Here is a 14,602-nt window from a genome sequence, read left to right as displayed (position 1 = left end):
CAACGCAGCTACCGGACAACGAAGTGATTCCGTGGCCGGCTGGAGCCAAATGCATGGGGGGACGTCTAATCAGCAGAACAGCAGACGGCTGGGAATCCGTGACGCACAAAGGGCGCCCTGTGATCTGCGCCCCCTAGTGCTACATCACTAGGGCGGCAAAGATTCCCAGCACAAGCAGATGGCCCACATAGTAGGCATAGAAGCCCCTGCCCGCTCGCGGAATGCGTGCCGGTAGTTCGCCCAGGACGATGACAGGCAGGGCCAACAACGCCCAGCCGTTCCCGTTGTAGAGGCAGAGCAGACCCATGCAAGCCCATACCCAGATCGGCAGCACCAGGTAGAGGCGTTGGCGACGCCAGTCCCAAGAGCCCAGCAGGAAGTGCGTGCGCCTTCCATGATTCTTGAACCACGCCCACGCCGCCAGAACGAGCCATACGCCGGGCCAAGCGTAGTCAAGGACAACGGGAGCCACGATACATAGCAACGCAGCCAGCGCCCACTGACGGCATTCCAAGGCCCATATGCAGCCGGCCGCGGCGGCGAACGTCAGCAGCACATTGAGCGGCAGCGCCTGGCCGAATGCCACCACAGCCGCGGGAGTGGCAACCAAGCCCCAAAGTGCCAGGCGCCGAGCAGACTTCCCCGCATCGGCGCCAGGTTGCGCAAGGTTGTAAGCCATGACCAGGGCGAACACAGGGAACGCAACACGGCCGAGCTGGGACACGACTGGCACGTGACCGAGGCCGAACACAGTCACGATGTGATCGCCGGTCATCAACACCAGGGCGAGCCATTTGAGCAGTTCACGCCCGCCACTGGTCATAGCCGATTCTCCCCAGGTTGCGTGGTGAGGTAGGTGCCTGACTGCGGCTGAGGTGATTCAGGGAAAGTGCCCATGGCGCGGGGTTGGCGCTCAACAGCGACGCCCTGCCCCCGCTGCTCGATCTGATCCATGGCGCGATTGATCTGCGTCTGACCATCCACAAGCCTGTTCTCACGCCGAGGCAGATAGGGCTCGTACTGGCCGCGCCGGGCGACGTAACGGCACGTCGGTTCGTCCAGGTCGTAACGACTGCCCTGCTCCGTCACGCAATTGCAGCTGGGTTCGTCGTGACCACCGAGACCATTCTCGCCACCCAGCGACGACATGCAGAAAACGCGCGGCGGCTCGCTGGGGACGCTAAGCGCATCGTCATATACGGGTGCGCTCCAGGGCTGGGATGGGACACGCGGTAGGAACCTGTCGACGTATTCCTTTAGCGGTTGTGCCGACTTTGCCGCCACCGCTCCGCCCGCCGTCGCTGACGCTCCGTCGCGCGGAGCGCTGACGCCACTGGCACCACCTGGTGCGGGAAGGTCGCCACCGCTCATGCGCTTGTCCATTCGCCCAAACGCGACGTACAGCATCACCACCGCAGCGACAATCAAGATCGGAAGCGCGATGTAGTACCAGGGAATCTTGCGCTCGGTGGTATCAAGTTCGGTGGACTTGTACATGCCCATCGGACGCTTGGGGAGCGTCTTGCGCTTGATCGTCAGGGGCGTGGCCTTCTCAGCCCGTGCCTCGAACTTGTCGAACTCGCGCAGATGAACAAACTTCGTTCCGAAGCGACGACGCACATGGACATGCCGTTCAATCAGATCATGTACGAACTGATCGCACTGCTTGTCGGGGGATTGACTTACGAAGATGAAGTCCAGGCCCTTATGTCGATGCTTGGCAAGTTGCTCCACGTGATGCGGCACCTTCGCACCGGCTGGACGCTTGGGGAGCATGCCATGCTCATACGCCTCATCGACCAGGGCGACAGCGCCATCAGGAAGGAAGTTCGGCCAGTCGCGGAACTGCTCCGGCGTCATCTCTAGAACGCCAGTTTTGGCATAGTCGAACTCGCGAATGTTGCACGCGTATACGATGCGCCCCTGATCTTTGAACTCAAGCAAGCGCTCGATGGCGTGGAGCGTCTTGCCGTGCCCAGGCTGGCCGGTATACCAATAGATCATGAGCCCGCTCCCAGCTGATCAGCGACAGCCTTCGGCACGATGAAGACCTTCCACGCCATGCGGACCGTCAAAGCGGAAAGGATCATTGAGAACGAAATGCCAACGCCCAGGTAGTTGAGCATCTGCATCGCAGGCCCATCCAAGCCGCCGACAAATTGCATAACGAACTCTTTAAGTTTGGGCAACAGTGCATTGAACGTGACCGTAGTCAGGCCAAACGTTGCAAGCCCCTTGCCAATCAGCCCGGCCGCAGCATCTTTCAGCTTGCCGACAAGCGACGTTGTCGCGTCAACGATCCAGTCAGAAACCATGCCCATCAGAAGGCCGCTCCCATAAGAATGCGAATTGCCGTGTATGCGCCAAAGATCAAGATCAAGGCGCGCAGGATCGCCGCGATGCGGCAGAAATAGGGGAAATCAGCAGAGTTGACCGTCTTGCCCATGATCGTGATTGCGGGAGGCTCAGGACACGTGCCGCCACCGCCGAACATGTTGCTCGTATCGAGATTGCTCGTTGAAAGCCCGATGCCCCACTTCTTTGCGCTGGCAACATCAGCAGTACCGTCACCAATCGGCGTCACGTCTCCCCTGCCCTCCAGCACATCGGCCACGCCATTGCCGTTCGCATCGCCTTGATTGCCACCTTGTCCGGGCGTGTCCTGCTTGGCGGCAAGCTTCTCCACTGCACAGGCGGAACGCCACTGCATGAGTAGTTGCGAGTACTCCATGGCCTTGCATTCCTCGCCCGTACAAATTGGCATGCCCGACTGAGAGCAATGGCCGCCGCTGATGTTGTTATTGCGACGGGTATTGCAGTCAATCCGCCACTGAATCCGAGCCTGACCGCACATGATCGGCGAGCCGCTACAGGACGGCGGCGATGTGCAAGTGTCACCACCAGAAAAGCTCTCCGGATCATCCGTGTCGGGCTGGCCGTCACTGTCCTTATCCCTCTTGCAGGTGCCATCAGGCCCGCGCACCTCACCCTTGGCACACTGGCCGTCACCGGGGATGCAGCTGCCAAGCGGGCTGCGAATCATGCCAGCCGGGCACTCGTTGTCTTCCTTCTTGCAGGAGCCTGCAACGAGAGCCATACCATCGGGACAGGGCTTCTCATCTGAGCATGTGTTGCCGACCTTTACCTTGCCCTGGGGACACTCAGGCTCCACCGGCTGACAAACGCCCAGCATGGCATTCCACACCATGTTTCTGCCTTGTGCCGCGCAATCAGGCTTCTTGTCGCAAACCTTACCGTTTGGGCTGTAAGTAGAGGTGTCATCGGCATTCGGTCGATACGTGACCTCGCAGGCATCAATGCATCGAACCGAGCCGGATGGCGGAAAGAATGGCGTGGTCTTGCTGGGTTGGGTGGCGCATGTATTGCGCCAATACCAGGGCCCGGCGATGAACGGACCGACCTCTGATCCTGCGGAGTTCTTCCCCCAATACCAAAGGTGTATCCGCCCCTCATTGGCCGCGCCAACAGTCTCGAACCGACATTCCCTCCTGGTCACACCACCAGGAATACTTGCGTTGGCGCCGGTGCCGCTTGCATTGCACTGTGACTGCGCCTCACCAGGGGTGCACCTTGCGTTCTCGAATCGGCAGTCCTTTTCCTGCGCGCCAGCTTTCCCGATACCGAGCCACAGGGCCAGCAACGCAACCAGCACATAGGCGACTCGCCTGGCAATAGAGACGGCGAGGATGCGAGCAATCCACCTCATCACACGCCCTCGAACGCGATCCAGCATGCACCGCAGAAGGCAACGATTACGAAGTACCCCATGACACTTCTCCCTAACAAAAAGGGGGCGAGCGTTTCCGCGCACCCCCGTGAGTGAACTTGCGCCCCGATCAACCCTTGGCGGCGCGCTTGGTGAAGGCCCACACCACCAGGATGCCCAGCAGCAGGGCGATGGCGCCGATCACGATTGCCATGTCTGCATTGCCCTTCGAGACCTCGGCAGCGATGGCGGCGCCGGGGGACGTGCTGCCCGAGGCCAGGGCTGCGCCCGACGCAACCAGGGCACCGGCACCAGCGCCGATCTTGGTGAAGGTGGAGGCGCCAAAACGGCGCAGGGTGTTCATGTGCTTCATTGCGGTTTCCTCGTCATTAGTAGACCCCTATGCGCGCAGCGCGGAATACGAGGCGCGCCTTCAACCCAATCGCCCAGGACAAAACAATCGCTCCTGCAACGAGGGTCCCATCGGCCAAATCCAGGGGAGGCAGAATTGGCTGGTGGTATGGCATCCAGACCGGCACCGAGCACGTGCCGTCCTGCTGCACGTTCTCAGCAGCGCAACCGACCACGTAGAGAGGTGCTGGGCCGGACATGATCAGGCCGCCTTGTTAGCCGGCTGCGGCTTCGCGCCTGCCGGATCAACCAGGGTCATGCGGCGAGCGAGTTCGACACCGAAACGGCCCGGCACCAGGTCCGTGGTCAGGTCCCATTCCTTCACCGCGCCAACCGGATAGCCCTTGTCCAGGCCATCGACTTCGACTTCGATCTGGATGCGCATGGCCTCGGTTTCGAGCGTTGCACGCTGGCTGTAAATCGGTTTCTGCATGCCCTTGCTGGTGGTCACGGTGCGGGTTTCGACGGCGGTATTGATCGTGATCTTCGGAGCGTTCATGGGTTCGATTCCTTGGTCTGTTTGGTTGGCGTTGTCGTTTCGTCGTTGGCAAATTTCGGGCGGTACTGTGGGGTCAAGCTAAGTCCCCCCCTACCCCCCCGCAGGGAGACGTGGTGGACCGCTTGTTGCCCCGTTGCGCGATGCTTGCATCAGTCCGCCCGGTGACCAGGTGTCGCCCCGGCCTGTCGGATCGCGTGTTGCTGTCGCCTGCGATCAGGGCGTCTTGCTCTGGGCGGCGCGTGTAATCGATGGGCGGGGGGTTCCATGCCCCGAAGTTCCGCGAGAAATCGACCACACCACCTTTCGTGACGTACTTACTTACGTAGCCCGTAATGTCTGCCTGGCTGCGCGGCGCTTCGATGCGATTACGACCGAATTCCCGGTACCACCACTCGTGCCACTCGTAGCGGCTGGCGAGGCGGTTGAGGTCATCGGTAGGTGCAGCTGCAACGGCGTGGAAGTGCAAGCGGCCGTCGCGATGGAACTCCTGCCCTCGCGCCCACTGGATGCCGCCGTGCCAGCGCGATGCCCACTTCGGACCGTAGATGCTGCGGTTGAGGCAGCTGACGAAGTAGCGGAACGCTTTATCAGCCGCTTCCTCGTGCATACCACCTGTTCGACTGGTCTTGCTGAGCTTGAACGTGAGCGTCCAGAACTGTTGCCAAGGAACGCGCTGGAGTAGCTCGGCGTATCCCTGAGCTTGGTAATCAACGTGCCGCAGCTGGTGCAGCAGTTCAGCGTCGCATCCGATGCTCGGAGGGTCTGTAGGCTGCCCCCGCACAGGTAGCACGGACTGTTGGGGAAGTGACTGTTCATCGGACATCGCCCTTCCGCCGCTTGAACCAGTGACGAAGTGCCAGCCACGCCTGCTCAATGACTATGGAAATGATGCCCAACCCGAGTACCAGGGCCACAAAGGCGGCGACTGCCGCAAGGCCCATATCGAACTCCGCCAGCTCGGCGAATGACGGATATCTGCTCATGCGGCGCGCTCCTGCTCTTCAGCGAGCTCGGCAGCGGCGAGCAGGTTGCCGCGCTTAGTGGCTTCAATTTCCATGCGGCGAAGGTCAACGACCGCCTGGGCAACAAACTGGCTTTCGCGTGCAGTGCGACCAGCGGAGAAAGCACGCCGATCAACACACCACGTCACGAATTTGGCTAACCCCAACGACACGGCTGCGATACACCCCAGCAGCACGGCGAGAACAAGTGCGTCCATGTGCCCTACCCCTCCCCAAGCCCCAAGGGGACCCCCCGACCGGCCTTGGGGTGCCGGTGGAGGGGCGCTCAACGCCGTTGAACGCGGAGCAATGTATAAAGGGGTTGAACACGGGTGTCAACAGGGTTGAACGATGCAGACGGTTACAGACCTCATCGATGCAGCGCGGAAAGCGCTGAACGTCAGTAGTGACGCGGAATTTGCGCGCCAGCTCGGCGTGTCGCGCGGAACGATTGCGAACTGGAAATCAGGCTATTCGCTGCCGGATACCGTAATGTGCGCAACTTTGGCGGGCCTGACCGGCCTCCCGCTGGCCCGTGTCCTGGGCATCGTCGGAGAAGCGCGAGCGGTCAGCCGCGAGGAAAAGGCGGTATGGCGCAAGCTCGCAGCCACAGCGATGGCGCTATGCCTGGCTGTAGGTTTCGCCCTGCCCCACAAGGCTCAGGCGTCCGTAGGGGGCTTCGATAACGCCCACGTTGTATACATTATGCGAAATGAAGTATGCGCCGGTCGGCGCGGCCTGGCATTGCTTTTGTCGGTTCCTGTCAGTTTTCTTGGTTCTTGTCCTTTTGCTTAGGATCGTGCCCCTTGTTGATTCTATTGAGAATTTTGAGGCGCTCAGGAAAACGATCCTAAGTAAGCAAGTATGTGTCCGCTGTCGCTGCCTTCGATCTTGTTCCTAATGGCGCTTCCCTCAGCCTGCCGCCGGGTCTGCTGTGATTCTATGCATCAGACAATTGGAGTACGCTCTTTCCATGGTCAAGACCAATTCCGGCAGTTCCGAATCTGAGTCAGCTGAAGTGGCCGAGAGCTACAACCAGTGGCTCCGTGAAAAAATTGAGCGCGCCATTGCCGATACACGACCGGCGATTCCTCACGATCAAGTGGTGGCGCGTGTGCAGGCGAGAATCGATGCGGCCAGGATGCGTCGGAAAGCTGCAGAAGATTGATGCATCTCTTCGAGAACCCCTGGGCGGTTACGCTCACGTCGACTTCGGGCTCTGCCGCCGTGCGCGCGACGTTGGGGCCGCCTCCTTCGGTGCGTTCCGCTTAAAGGCTGCCTCCAGCTGCGCCGGAAGTTCTCGCAGGCTGCTGAGTTGCTGCTCAAGGGCCTCGCATCTGCCCCGGAGAACATCAGTAGCTTGACCGGCCGAGATGGCTGCAGATTGGGCTGCATGCAGCTCCTTGCGTAGCTGCTCCTCAATTGCCCTCTGGGCTTTAGCCTGATTGTTGAGTTGAGTCTGGAGATCTTTCGCCTCCTGGCGAGATCGATCCACTTCGCTGAGCGTTCGATTCTCGATAGATCTGACGTACTCGGTCCAGTCCTCTCGCTCAGATTTCGCCGTTTCCAGCGTTTCATTAAGCCGGGCATCAAGTTGCTGTCTTGCTGCCTCAGATCGATCGGCTCTCCGAAGCTCGAGATCCCGCTGCTCCGTGAGCTCTGAGATCTGCAGGCGCAGCTGATCGACCAGCCGCTCCAGTTCTGTAGCTTGCGTACTAGCAAGGCGTTCGCCGGCGATAGCGGCGGCCCGCTCTGAGCGCATTTGACTCAGTTCATCAGCCACAACTCGTGACCTGGCATCCAGTGCATCACGTTGGGTAGCCAGTGACAGCTCAGTCTCCGCGAACTCTCGAAGAGTCGCCTCCCTAGCGTGCTTCAGCGCCAGCTCCCACCATTGCCCAGCCAGTTCCGCCAATTCAGCTGGTGCGTCATCAAAGTCCGAACGCCGTGGCTGCAGGCGCGTGCCAAGCCGGTTCCACCACGTCTCCAGCCAGCGAGTGACGGTGTTCGGAGAGCCGGTCCCCAAGTGAGCCCGGATTCGCTCAACGGTTGGACGCTCGCCCTTGGCTACCAGCTCGTCGGCGGCGGTGTGAACGTCAGATTCGGTGATGCCGCGGGCCATGCGAAGTCTCCTGTACCGGCGCCCTGCTCTACTGGTAACGTACTCGCGATAAGTGATGATTATCGCGGGTAAGGACCCCGTGTCGTATTATACATTACATAGTATGAAATATAATTCTGCTGTCCCTGTGCTGGCGGCGACCAGCAGCTTGGTGCTGCCCGAACAACTGGCCCGGCAGGCCGCCGATGCGGTCCGCGAGTTGCTGGCCGAAGCGGCGGCCGAGAACACTACCCGCAGCTACAGCAGCGCTCTGCGCTACTGGGCCGGCTGGCATGCGGCGCGCTACGGCATCGAGTTGGCCTTGCCGGTACCCGAAGCCACCGTGCTGCAGTTCGTGGTCGACCACGTACAGCGCCGGTCGGCTGACGGCGAATTGGCCTGGGAACTGCCTCCGGCCGTCGATCAGGCCTTGGTGGCGGCCGGCCTGAAAGCCAAACTTGGGCCCTGGACGCTGGCTACCGTGAGGCATCGCGTTGCTGTGCTATCCACCGCACACCGGCTCAGGCAAGCCACCAATCCCTGCGAGCAGCCGGCGATTCGCACCGTGCTCAGTCGCGCCGCGCGGGCCGCGGTCAAGCGCGGCGAGCGCCCACGCAAAAAGACTGCGATCACCCTGGCCGAGCTGGAGGCCATGTTGGCCACCTGCGACAACAGCCTGGACGGAATTCGGGATCGCGCCCTACTCTGCTTCGGGTTCGCTAGTGGCGGCCGCCGGCGCAGCGAGATCGCCGCGGCCGATCTTCGCGACCTGCGTCGGATCGGTGGCCAGGGCTACATCTACCGGCTGGAGCACAGCAAGACGCAGCAAGCCGGCGTCACGGCCACATCGACGCCGGACAAGCCGGTCCTAGATCGGGCCGCCGTCGCACTGCAGGATTGGTTGGAAGCGTCTAGGATCACCGAGGGGGCGATTTTCAGAAGGTTATGGAAACAGCGCGTCGGTCCTGCCCTGTCCCCGGCTGCGGTCGGTGAGATAGTGCAACGACGGGCGCGCCTGGCCGGACTGGAAGGGGATTTTGGCGGGCACAGCCTGCGGTCGGGGTTCATAACCGAAGCGAGTCGCCAAGGCGTGACGCTGCCTGCCATCATGCAGTTGACCGAGCACCGGTCAGTGTCAAGCGTACTGGGGTGCTTTCAAGCTGGTGGTGCTGCAGCAAACCCAGGCGCTCGGCTACTTGAAGACTGAGGCGAGCGATCATTCAGTGATGCAAACTTCTCATCGGACAAACTTATGAGTAGATTTTATTTTTCCATGACGCGCGGCGCCAAGGATTTCATGGACGCGTTCACTCAAAGGTTGGCAGAAGCGCACCACGAGGCAACGCAGAAGTTTGTATCTGGCAAGAACGTGCACCACTTACGACACGGCGCCGGATGGAGACTCTGGAGTGCGAGCGAGAGATCGGATGACGATTCGTTCAAGGTCCACTCGACAGAGATACAAACTAGCCTCGACGACATCGCGGATCACAACGTTGAGAGCCTAGTATCTGCTATGCGTCGGGCTGCAGAAGATATGGAGGCGCAGCTCGCAGGAAGTGTCTATGGGCTGCTTAGCGAAACTTGTGAGTCCTCAGGTAACGTGGTCTCAGCGAGTTCGCAAGCATCCTTGGCGGAGACATTCTACGAGACCATCGACAAGATCGAATTCGGCGCCGACAGATTTGGCAACGTACAACTCCCTGCTCTTCATACGGGCAAAGAAGTGGCCATTAAAATGATCCATGCCTTGGAGTCAGCGTCGGATGATTTCAGGAAGAAATTTGAAGAACTAAAAGAAAGGAAGATTCAGGCCGCTCTCCAGCGTGAAATTGAACGAAAGGCACGCTTCGTGAGCTACGGGGGAGAGTGAGAATGAGAGCTCTTCTGGCAATTGGATGTGACTCCTATGATCATGTAACTCCTCTCTCGGGGGCAGAGAGGGATGCCGATAGGGTTTTCAACGCGCTTTTGAGCGCAAAAATCCCATTCTATGATGTGGATCGATCAACTCTACTTCGTTCTCCGTGCACCGACGTCGTTCGGTTGGCTCTGAAAGAGCTGCTTTTTGATGGCCCGAAGCTCGACGTACTGACCCTCTACTTCGCCGGGCACGGCAAGGTGGCGAACGGAAGCTTTTTCATTTGTCTGCGCGATACACGAATTGGTGCGCTCTCTGTAACTTCGTTGTCGTTGGGGGACTTGTTTCGTTACATCAATGAAGCCAAGCCCGCTCAGACAAACATCGTGATAGATGCCTGTGAAAGTGGTGGCCTAATAGAAGACCTCAACGTCCTCCTCAAGGGAACCTTGTACGGGGAGGCCGGCACACCTGGTATCACTTTGTTTGCTGCATCTGCGAGCAATCAGGTTGCCAAGGAGACTGCCGAAGGAGGGTTTGCAACTCAAGCACTCGTGTCGTACATAACAGGGGAGAAATTTCTTCGAGACGATAGCCAAACTCTGGATTTGTTGGAGGTTGGCAGAAGAATTCACGAGAGCTTGAGCGTGATTGGACAGAGCCCTGTAATGTGGGGTCTGAACCTCTACGGTCCACCGCAGTTCTGCATCAATCCGAACTACTCTTTGAATAATAGCGAGCTGCGGCAGGTGTTGAAGACGGCGGGCGATGCATATGATCAGCCTGCGCAGCGTGAAATATCAGATTTGTGGAAGATTCACTATACTCTTCCCGAGGTTTGGGAGCCCAGGACTTTCGTTGATGCGCTTGGCGCATGCCTCAAAGCATTTGGCTCAGATGGCAGTCGAAGGGCTATGCTCGCTAGGACATACTACGAAGCCACCTGTTCCCGAATAGTCGGAAGCAGCGAGGTCATGCTTAGATCAGAAGTTTGTGCGGCGCTGCTTGCGGCTCTCCTGCCGTGGTTGCATGAGGCGGAGTGCCATCAACTTTCCCGGGATGTGTGTGACGACTTGGTAGCGGAATGCTGTTCAGCACAACTGAGTGTAAAGAGCATTGTGTCCGAAGATAGGCTGGCCATGCTCCGCCATCCAGGGGGCGGACTGGCAGATCTATTCAACCACCCAATAAGAATATCTGCCCTGATGGCTTGGACCGCATTGCCGCTTATTGTATACGGTGAGGCAGCAGGGCCGGAGAGTGTGGCGAGTTTCGCTGCATGCGTTGAAGAACTCTTGAAGGCATATCCGGCATGTATGACTGTCGTATGCGAGGAGCAAGCACCCCTCATTGCTGTGGCTGTTTCGATGCTCCTTTTGACCGGGAATCAGGGTCTAGCGGAGGAGGCACTCGGCTACTATTTCTCCTCCTTAACCGACTCTCGATCGAGGATCGCCGCGAGCTCTCTAGATGGGAAGGCTGCCTTGAGCTGCCTCACTTCCATGCAGGACCGTACGGATGAGTCACTCTTTGAAGGTGTGGCGAATCCATGCGAAGCATTAGCGGTGGTTCTGCGGCTAGGCCACGCTGCGAATCTGGATGACGTTTTTGATCCGTATCTTTGGCAGCTCGACGGAGCTGCGGGCGTTCTCTTCGTTACTGATGCTTGGGCTGAATTCTCAGCTGAGAGAATTTCACAGGGTAAAAATTCTACGTTTGAGATTGGTCGAGATGTCTTTCGAATAGCTCACTTGTCTGCAGTAGATGTATCTAGTTCCCCTTCTGATCCCGTCCAGCGGCTCGCTGTCGTGGCTACTGCACTCCTCTTTCCCGATAGGGTTCCTTGGTTCCTTGTCGAAGAGGCGCTACTACGAAATCAGCTAACGACCGTCTCACGGAAGGCGGTGGAAGGTTCGTGACCTGACATTTGGCTCCACTGGCGCCAACGCCATGTTTAGAACTAATTTGAGAGGTGTGGTCGAAATGCTCTTCTCCTCGCTCATGAATCTGAGCTACGCCGAATCAGGCAGGATTGAACTCGATGCGCTACGCCAGGCGCTTCCGTCCACTCCCGAGGACATCCTCATCCAAGTTTATGCAGACCACGGACGAAACTGCGCCTTCCAGAAGCAATATGGTCACCTCGACATCAGTCGCATCGAATGGCAGCTGGATCGTGTCCCTGCCGAGGAAATTGTAGTCTGTACGGTGTGGCGGGATTTCCAGGATTGGTTCGATAGTGTGGCGGCGCGAGTCAATGCTTTTGCCACCCATGGCTGGAAATGCGTCGATGTGCGCGCCGACGTCCGCTTGAGCTGGGAATGCGAGCGCACTTGGATAAGGCCTCCTATCCTTCTGGGTGGAGTCCTTGCTCCATATGCCCCAAGGCTGCATCTTGTCGAAGGGCACACTAGGATCGGATTGCTTAGAGGGCTCATCGCGGCGGGCGTACTGTCAGGCATGTCAGAGCACCTCGTATGGATTGGAAGAGCCCCCTGTTCTTAATTGGGCCTCGCCGTGCGCTGCCCGCCCTACCCCCGCTAAATCTTCCTAATCCCCTGCCCCGCCGATGTCCGCTTCCGGTTAGAAGCGGAACCCGGGAGCATTTACTAGAACACGAAATGTCATTGGATTCTTACATCCAGACCGATCCGCGCAGCCGGAACCGACACTTCAGTAAGCGGCCCAAGCACCCTGGCAGAAAGCCACAGGCGATGCGCCCCCCTCACCCCAATTCCGCCACCGTCCCGGCAATGACTTATCGCTGCCGCAAGGTGTATCTGGCGGCTGTCGTCAGTTATCACAAGCCGGATGGGGTCAGCCATGGCACCTCTTAAATTTGATGCCAGATCCGCAAGGGCACTTGTCATTGCGGCCGGTTTTACCTTTCGAGTAGGCTGAGCCGGGTTGTACAAACTCAGTGATTCTTTGCTCGTATGACTTTGCGTTGGGAGTACCGAAGAAATGCCACTCTTTGTTCAGCTCTTCGTAATGAGGACGAGTCTCCTCGGTCCATGTCTCACACGGCATGAGAAGAAAGTCTTCAGAGTTGGTGTCGCCAGCGTACATCGGGGCGTCCATCCCAATACCTACAACCTTCACCAAGTTGGAAAAAGTATTCTTTGCAGCGCCGCATGCGATCTCGAGAAGCTTTCTTCGCATGGCCAAGTAGTCGGGGTGACGTCTCATGTCTTCCGGAACGCGAAGCTGCAAGAACACGTAGTTCACATTGGAATAGAACGATGGCATCAGCGACACGTGGCGTGTGATGCCTGGCAAGTCCGGAAATGAAAGCACGTTCTCCCGCATCTTCGCAGCAAGAGCGCGTCGCACAAAGCGCGGCTCCTTCACCATTTCAATGATCGCGCTCTGGCCGCGAAATAGGTCTGTATTCCCGCCTAGCTTGCCTTCTAAGGCGTTCTGACAGGTCCTTTGGATTAGTTCATCCCAGAAGTACGAGATCTCATTCTCTGCCTTAGTGTTTGAGTAAAGTTCTGACCTGCTGAACCGTTGCCACTCTCCTTCTCCGATCATCAATGCAGTGATCTTCTCATCGCCACCTATAACATGCCTCCCTAACTTTTCGTCGAAGTTCAAGAGGTAATGTGCAAGCAGGTCTTCTTCACCGCAGTACGATAGCAACTGGTGGCGCGAGATTGCTCGAACCTTCTCATCCAGATAGCGCGATAGGTCAGCAATCGTATCAAGTTCCCCTAGAACGATTGGAAGCGTGTGGCTATCGAAGAGGTGGATGGGCTTGCTTCGATCAATTTCGATATGAAAGGGCCATGCGTGGTCATTGCCTTTTGGTTGCGCGGTGTCCATGTAGGTGACTGCTAAGCTGCCGAACACGTTGTCTATCGAGCTTCGCAAGCATGCGTCTTTAGCGCCGTGTGCGACGACGATCTTATGGATCGTCGCCGCGACCGGATCGATCTGTAGGGGGAACGGGATCGTACCCTTGGCGTCTAGGAAGATGGAGCGGCCCTTGCGGATGTACTTCTCCGCCCCGTGCGCAGTGATGATCTGTCGGTCGACCGCCCGACTTTTCCATCTTTCCCAAGCAATCATCGGATCTGCATCTGGATCCGGGTCTTCCTTAAACAATTTCTCTCGATCAAAGAATATGAAAACGTGGTTGCCGAACACAGCAAGCACATCACATAGCTCCTTTCCATCATCTTTGAAGGGGTTGGGATAAGTCCAGAGCTTCAGAAGAGACCGCTCGCAGAAGCCGGCGAGCAGGCGCTCCGTTGCAGTTACGCCAAGTGACCTGTTAGCAACTTCCACATCTATGTCTCTGCTCGGGAGGAGGCTTAGAGCGTATCGCAGTCTCTGCTCGAACTGACCTGGGATATAGGCGGGACGGCCCTGCTTTTCGTTATGAGGTCGCCAACAGGGCTGGCAGCCTAGGATCATGTAGCAGGTGTTGGGCAGCCTCAAATCCCGCTTTCTCGCCGGCTTTCGATGCCAGGACAATCGCAATGCAGTCCGTCAGCCCAACATGGTGGTTTGGTCGGAGGGATGTGGCCAAGAGGGTGACCCAGTGAATCGCCCGCCGGTGCGACCTCCCAAGCCCCCTGCGTGGACGCGCCCATTCATCTTCTCGCCACGCCTTCACACTTCATAGCTTCCTCCTCCGCACACCCCGCATATCTGGCAGGTACAGCCCTAAGAGATTTTGTACTTGTCGTTTCCGCCGGAAGCGCTCGGACTGGGTCGGCCGGAGTTTCGTAGACAGCGGCCAGCGTCTCTGCATGTCTGCTAGCAGCCAGAAGAGGTCATCCGGCCTACCCTCGATAAATCTTCCTAATCCGCAGATGATCTTGAGCCCGCCGCGGTCCCGAGATGGAAGACAGGGTGGGCTCGAATCATAGTGCTGGCCCAATTGGCTCCAACGTCCCAACTCTCCGATGGATCCCTGAACACGCACTGCCCTTTCTTGCGGAAACTCAGCCAGTAGTCGCCCTGCGGCAGCCCCCACTAATCGCTGAGGTGACCA

The 14,602-nt window shown here is 58.4% G+C and carries 17 protein-coding genes; 6 read left to right on the top strand and 11 right to left on the bottom strand.

Annotated elements, in window-relative coordinates:
- Window positions 1-139 precede the first annotated feature (139 nt).
- The 9 genes from N5J73_RS04460 to N5J73_RS04420 form a co-directional block, all read right to left on the bottom strand.
- The gene (locus tag N5J73_RS04460) at window positions 140-823 is read right to left on the bottom strand and encodes a TraX family protein (RefSeq protein WP_164078452.1); all 684 of its coding nucleotides are present in this window, start codon (window positions 821-823) and stop codon (window positions 140-142) included.
- Window positions 820-2,004, bottom strand: coding sequence for a zonular occludens toxin domain-containing protein (locus N5J73_RS04455; protein ID WP_164078453.1), 1,185 nt, complete (start codon window positions 2,002-2,004; stop codon window positions 820-822). The genes N5J73_RS04460 and N5J73_RS04455 overlap by 4 nt, the downstream gene beginning before the upstream one ends.
- The gene (locus N5J73_RS04450; protein ID WP_099589541.1) at window positions 2,001-2,321 is read right to left on the bottom strand and encodes a DUF2523 family protein; all 321 of its coding nucleotides are present in this window, start codon (window positions 2,319-2,321) and stop codon (window positions 2,001-2,003) included. The genes N5J73_RS04455 and N5J73_RS04450 overlap by 4 nt, the downstream gene beginning before the upstream one ends.
- The gene (locus N5J73_RS04445; RefSeq protein WP_164078454.1) at window positions 2,321-3,727 is read right to left on the bottom strand and encodes a virulence factor TspB C-terminal domain-related protein; all 1,407 of its coding nucleotides are present in this window, start codon (window positions 3,725-3,727) and stop codon (window positions 2,321-2,323) included. Before N5J73_RS04445 ends, N5J73_RS04450 begins: the two co-directional genes overlap by 1 nt.
- Before the next feature lie 130 nt (window positions 3,728-3,857).
- Window positions 3,858-4,100, bottom strand: coding sequence for a hypothetical protein (locus N5J73_RS04440; RefSeq protein WP_021201816.1), 243 nt, complete (start codon window positions 4,098-4,100; stop codon window positions 3,858-3,860).
- 240 nt (window positions 4,101-4,340) lie between these two features.
- Window positions 4,341-4,637, bottom strand: coding sequence for a hypothetical protein (locus tag N5J73_RS04435; protein ID WP_049447980.1), 297 nt, complete (start codon window positions 4,635-4,637; stop codon window positions 4,341-4,343).
- A gap of 73 nt (window positions 4,638-4,710) precedes the next feature.
- A complete protein-coding gene (locus tag N5J73_RS04430) occupies window positions 4,711-5,460 on the bottom strand; it encodes a replication endonuclease (protein WP_239508828.1) in 750 nt (249 codons plus the stop codon).
- Window positions 5,450-5,620: a hypothetical protein gene (locus N5J73_RS04425; protein WP_164078455.1), complete on the bottom strand. Its 171-nt coding sequence runs from the start codon at window positions 5,618-5,620 to the stop codon at window positions 5,450-5,452. Before N5J73_RS04425 ends, N5J73_RS04430 begins: the two co-directional genes overlap by 11 nt.
- Complete coding sequence (locus N5J73_RS04420) at window positions 5,617-5,856, bottom strand: hypothetical protein (protein WP_154350807.1); 240 nt, start codon at window positions 5,854-5,856, stop codon at window positions 5,617-5,619. The genes N5J73_RS04425 and N5J73_RS04420 overlap by 4 nt, the downstream gene beginning before the upstream one ends.
- A 133-nt stretch (window positions 5,857-5,989) precedes the next feature.
- On the opposite strand from N5J73_RS04420, the gene N5J73_RS04415 reads away from it, so the two are divergent.
- Entirely contained in the window at window positions 5,990-6,433 is a 444-nt protein-coding gene (locus N5J73_RS04415) for a DUF3693 domain-containing protein (RefSeq protein ID WP_164078456.1), read from the top strand.
- 178 nt (window positions 6,434-6,611) lie between these two features.
- On the top strand, window positions 6,612-6,806 hold the full coding sequence (locus N5J73_RS04410) for an antitoxin (RefSeq protein ID WP_080354913.1): 195 nt from the start codon (window positions 6,612-6,614) through the stop codon (window positions 6,804-6,806).
- Window positions 6,807-6,839: 33 nt separating this feature from the next.
- Here N5J73_RS04410 and N5J73_RS04405 read toward each other — a convergent pair whose 3' ends face one another.
- Window positions 6,840-7,760: a DNA-binding protein gene (locus N5J73_RS04405; RefSeq protein ID WP_049447976.1), complete on the bottom strand. Its 921-nt coding sequence runs from the start codon at window positions 7,758-7,760 to the stop codon at window positions 6,840-6,842.
- Window positions 7,761-7,863: 103 nt separating this feature from the next.
- On the opposite strand from N5J73_RS04405, the gene N5J73_RS04400 reads away from it, so the two are divergent.
- The 4 genes from N5J73_RS04400 (at window position 7,864) to N5J73_RS04385 (ending at window position 12,105) form a co-directional block, all read left to right on the top strand.
- Window positions 7,864-8,946, top strand: coding sequence for a site-specific integrase (locus N5J73_RS04400; protein ID WP_049447975.1), 1,083 nt, complete (start codon window positions 7,864-7,866; stop codon window positions 8,944-8,946).
- Between the two features lie 45 nt (window positions 8,947-8,991).
- Window positions 8,992-9,612 (top strand): hypothetical protein, encoded by a 621-nt coding sequence (locus tag N5J73_RS04395; RefSeq protein ID WP_049451715.1) that lies wholly within the window; start codon window positions 8,992-8,994, stop codon window positions 9,610-9,612.
- 2 nt (window positions 9,613-9,614) lie between these two features.
- On the top strand, window positions 9,615-11,519 hold the full coding sequence (locus N5J73_RS04390; protein WP_164078457.1) for a caspase family protein: 1,905 nt from the start codon (window positions 9,615-9,617) through the stop codon (window positions 11,517-11,519).
- Between the two features lie 64 nt (window positions 11,520-11,583).
- Window positions 11,584-12,105 carry a hypothetical protein gene (locus N5J73_RS04385; protein ID WP_164078458.1) on the top strand — a complete coding sequence of 174 codons (522 nt, stop codon included), beginning with the start codon at window positions 11,584-11,586 and terminating at the stop codon, window positions 12,103-12,105.
- A 312-nt stretch (window positions 12,106-12,417) separates the two neighbouring features.
- Here N5J73_RS04385 and N5J73_RS04380 read toward each other — a convergent pair whose 3' ends face one another.
- On the bottom strand, window positions 12,418-13,890 hold the full coding sequence (locus tag N5J73_RS04380; RefSeq protein WP_080354912.1) for an SEC-C domain-containing protein: 1,473 nt from the start codon (window positions 13,888-13,890) through the stop codon (window positions 12,418-12,420).
- Between the last annotated feature and the right edge of the window lie 712 nt (window positions 13,891-14,602).

Source organism: Stenotrophomonas sp. GD03654 (assembly GCF_029845105.1).
In the GTDB taxonomy this organism is placed as follows: domain Bacteria; phylum Pseudomonadota; class Gammaproteobacteria; order Xanthomonadales; family Xanthomonadaceae; genus Stenotrophomonas; species Stenotrophomonas africana.
This window is presented reverse-complemented; position numbering and strand designations above follow the sequence as displayed.

Bases quoted from the DNA above. Each gene is read 5' to 3' on its own strand.
- N5J73_RS04460 (WP_164078452.1), bottom strand. From the start codon at position 823: ATGACCAGTGGCGGGCGTGAACTGCTCAAATGGCTCGCCCTGGTGTTG.
- N5J73_RS04455 (WP_164078453.1), bottom strand. From the start codon at position 2,004: ATGATCTATTGGTATACCGGCCAGCCTGGGCACGGCAAGACGCTCCAC.
- N5J73_RS04450 (WP_099589541.1), bottom strand. From the start codon at position 2,321: ATGGGCATGGTTTCTGACTGGATCGTTGACGCGACAACGTCGCTTGTC.
- N5J73_RS04445 (WP_164078454.1), bottom strand. From the start codon at position 3,727: ATGAGGTGGATTGCTCGCATCCTCGCCGTCTCTATTGCCAGGCGAGTC.
- N5J73_RS04440 (WP_021201816.1), bottom strand. From the start codon at position 4,100: ATGAAGCACATGAACACCCTGCGCCGTTTTGGCGCCTCCACCTTCACC.
- N5J73_RS04435 (WP_049447980.1), bottom strand. From the start codon at position 4,637: ATGAACGCTCCGAAGATCACGATCAATACCGCCGTCGAAACCCGCACC.
- N5J73_RS04430 (WP_239508828.1), bottom strand. From the start codon at position 5,460: ATGTCCGATGAACAGTCACTTCCCCAACAGTCCGTGCTACCTGTGCGG.
- N5J73_RS04425 (WP_164078455.1), bottom strand. From the start codon at position 5,620: ATGAGCAGATATCCGTCATTCGCCGAGCTGGCGGAGTTCGATATGGGC.
- N5J73_RS04420 (WP_154350807.1), bottom strand. From the start codon at position 5,856: ATGGACGCACTTGTTCTCGCCGTGCTGCTGGGGTGTATCGCAGCCGTG.
- N5J73_RS04415 (WP_164078456.1), top strand. From the start codon at position 5,990: ATGCAGACGGTTACAGACCTCATCGATGCAGCGCGGAAAGCGCTGAAC.
- N5J73_RS04410 (WP_080354913.1), top strand. From the start codon at position 6,612: ATGGTCAAGACCAATTCCGGCAGTTCCGAATCTGAGTCAGCTGAAGTG.
- N5J73_RS04405 (WP_049447976.1), bottom strand. From the start codon at position 7,760: ATGGCCCGCGGCATCACCGAATCTGACGTTCACACCGCCGCCGACGAG.
- N5J73_RS04400 (WP_049447975.1), top strand. From the start codon at position 7,864: ATGAAATATAATTCTGCTGTCCCTGTGCTGGCGGCGACCAGCAGCTTG.
- N5J73_RS04395 (WP_049451715.1), top strand. From the start codon at position 8,992: ATGAGTAGATTTTATTTTTCCATGACGCGCGGCGCCAAGGATTTCATG.
- N5J73_RS04390 (WP_164078457.1), top strand. From the start codon at position 9,615: ATGAGAGCTCTTCTGGCAATTGGATGTGACTCCTATGATCATGTAACT.
- N5J73_RS04385 (WP_164078458.1), top strand. From the start codon at position 11,584: ATGCTCTTCTCCTCGCTCATGAATCTGAGCTACGCCGAATCAGGCAGG.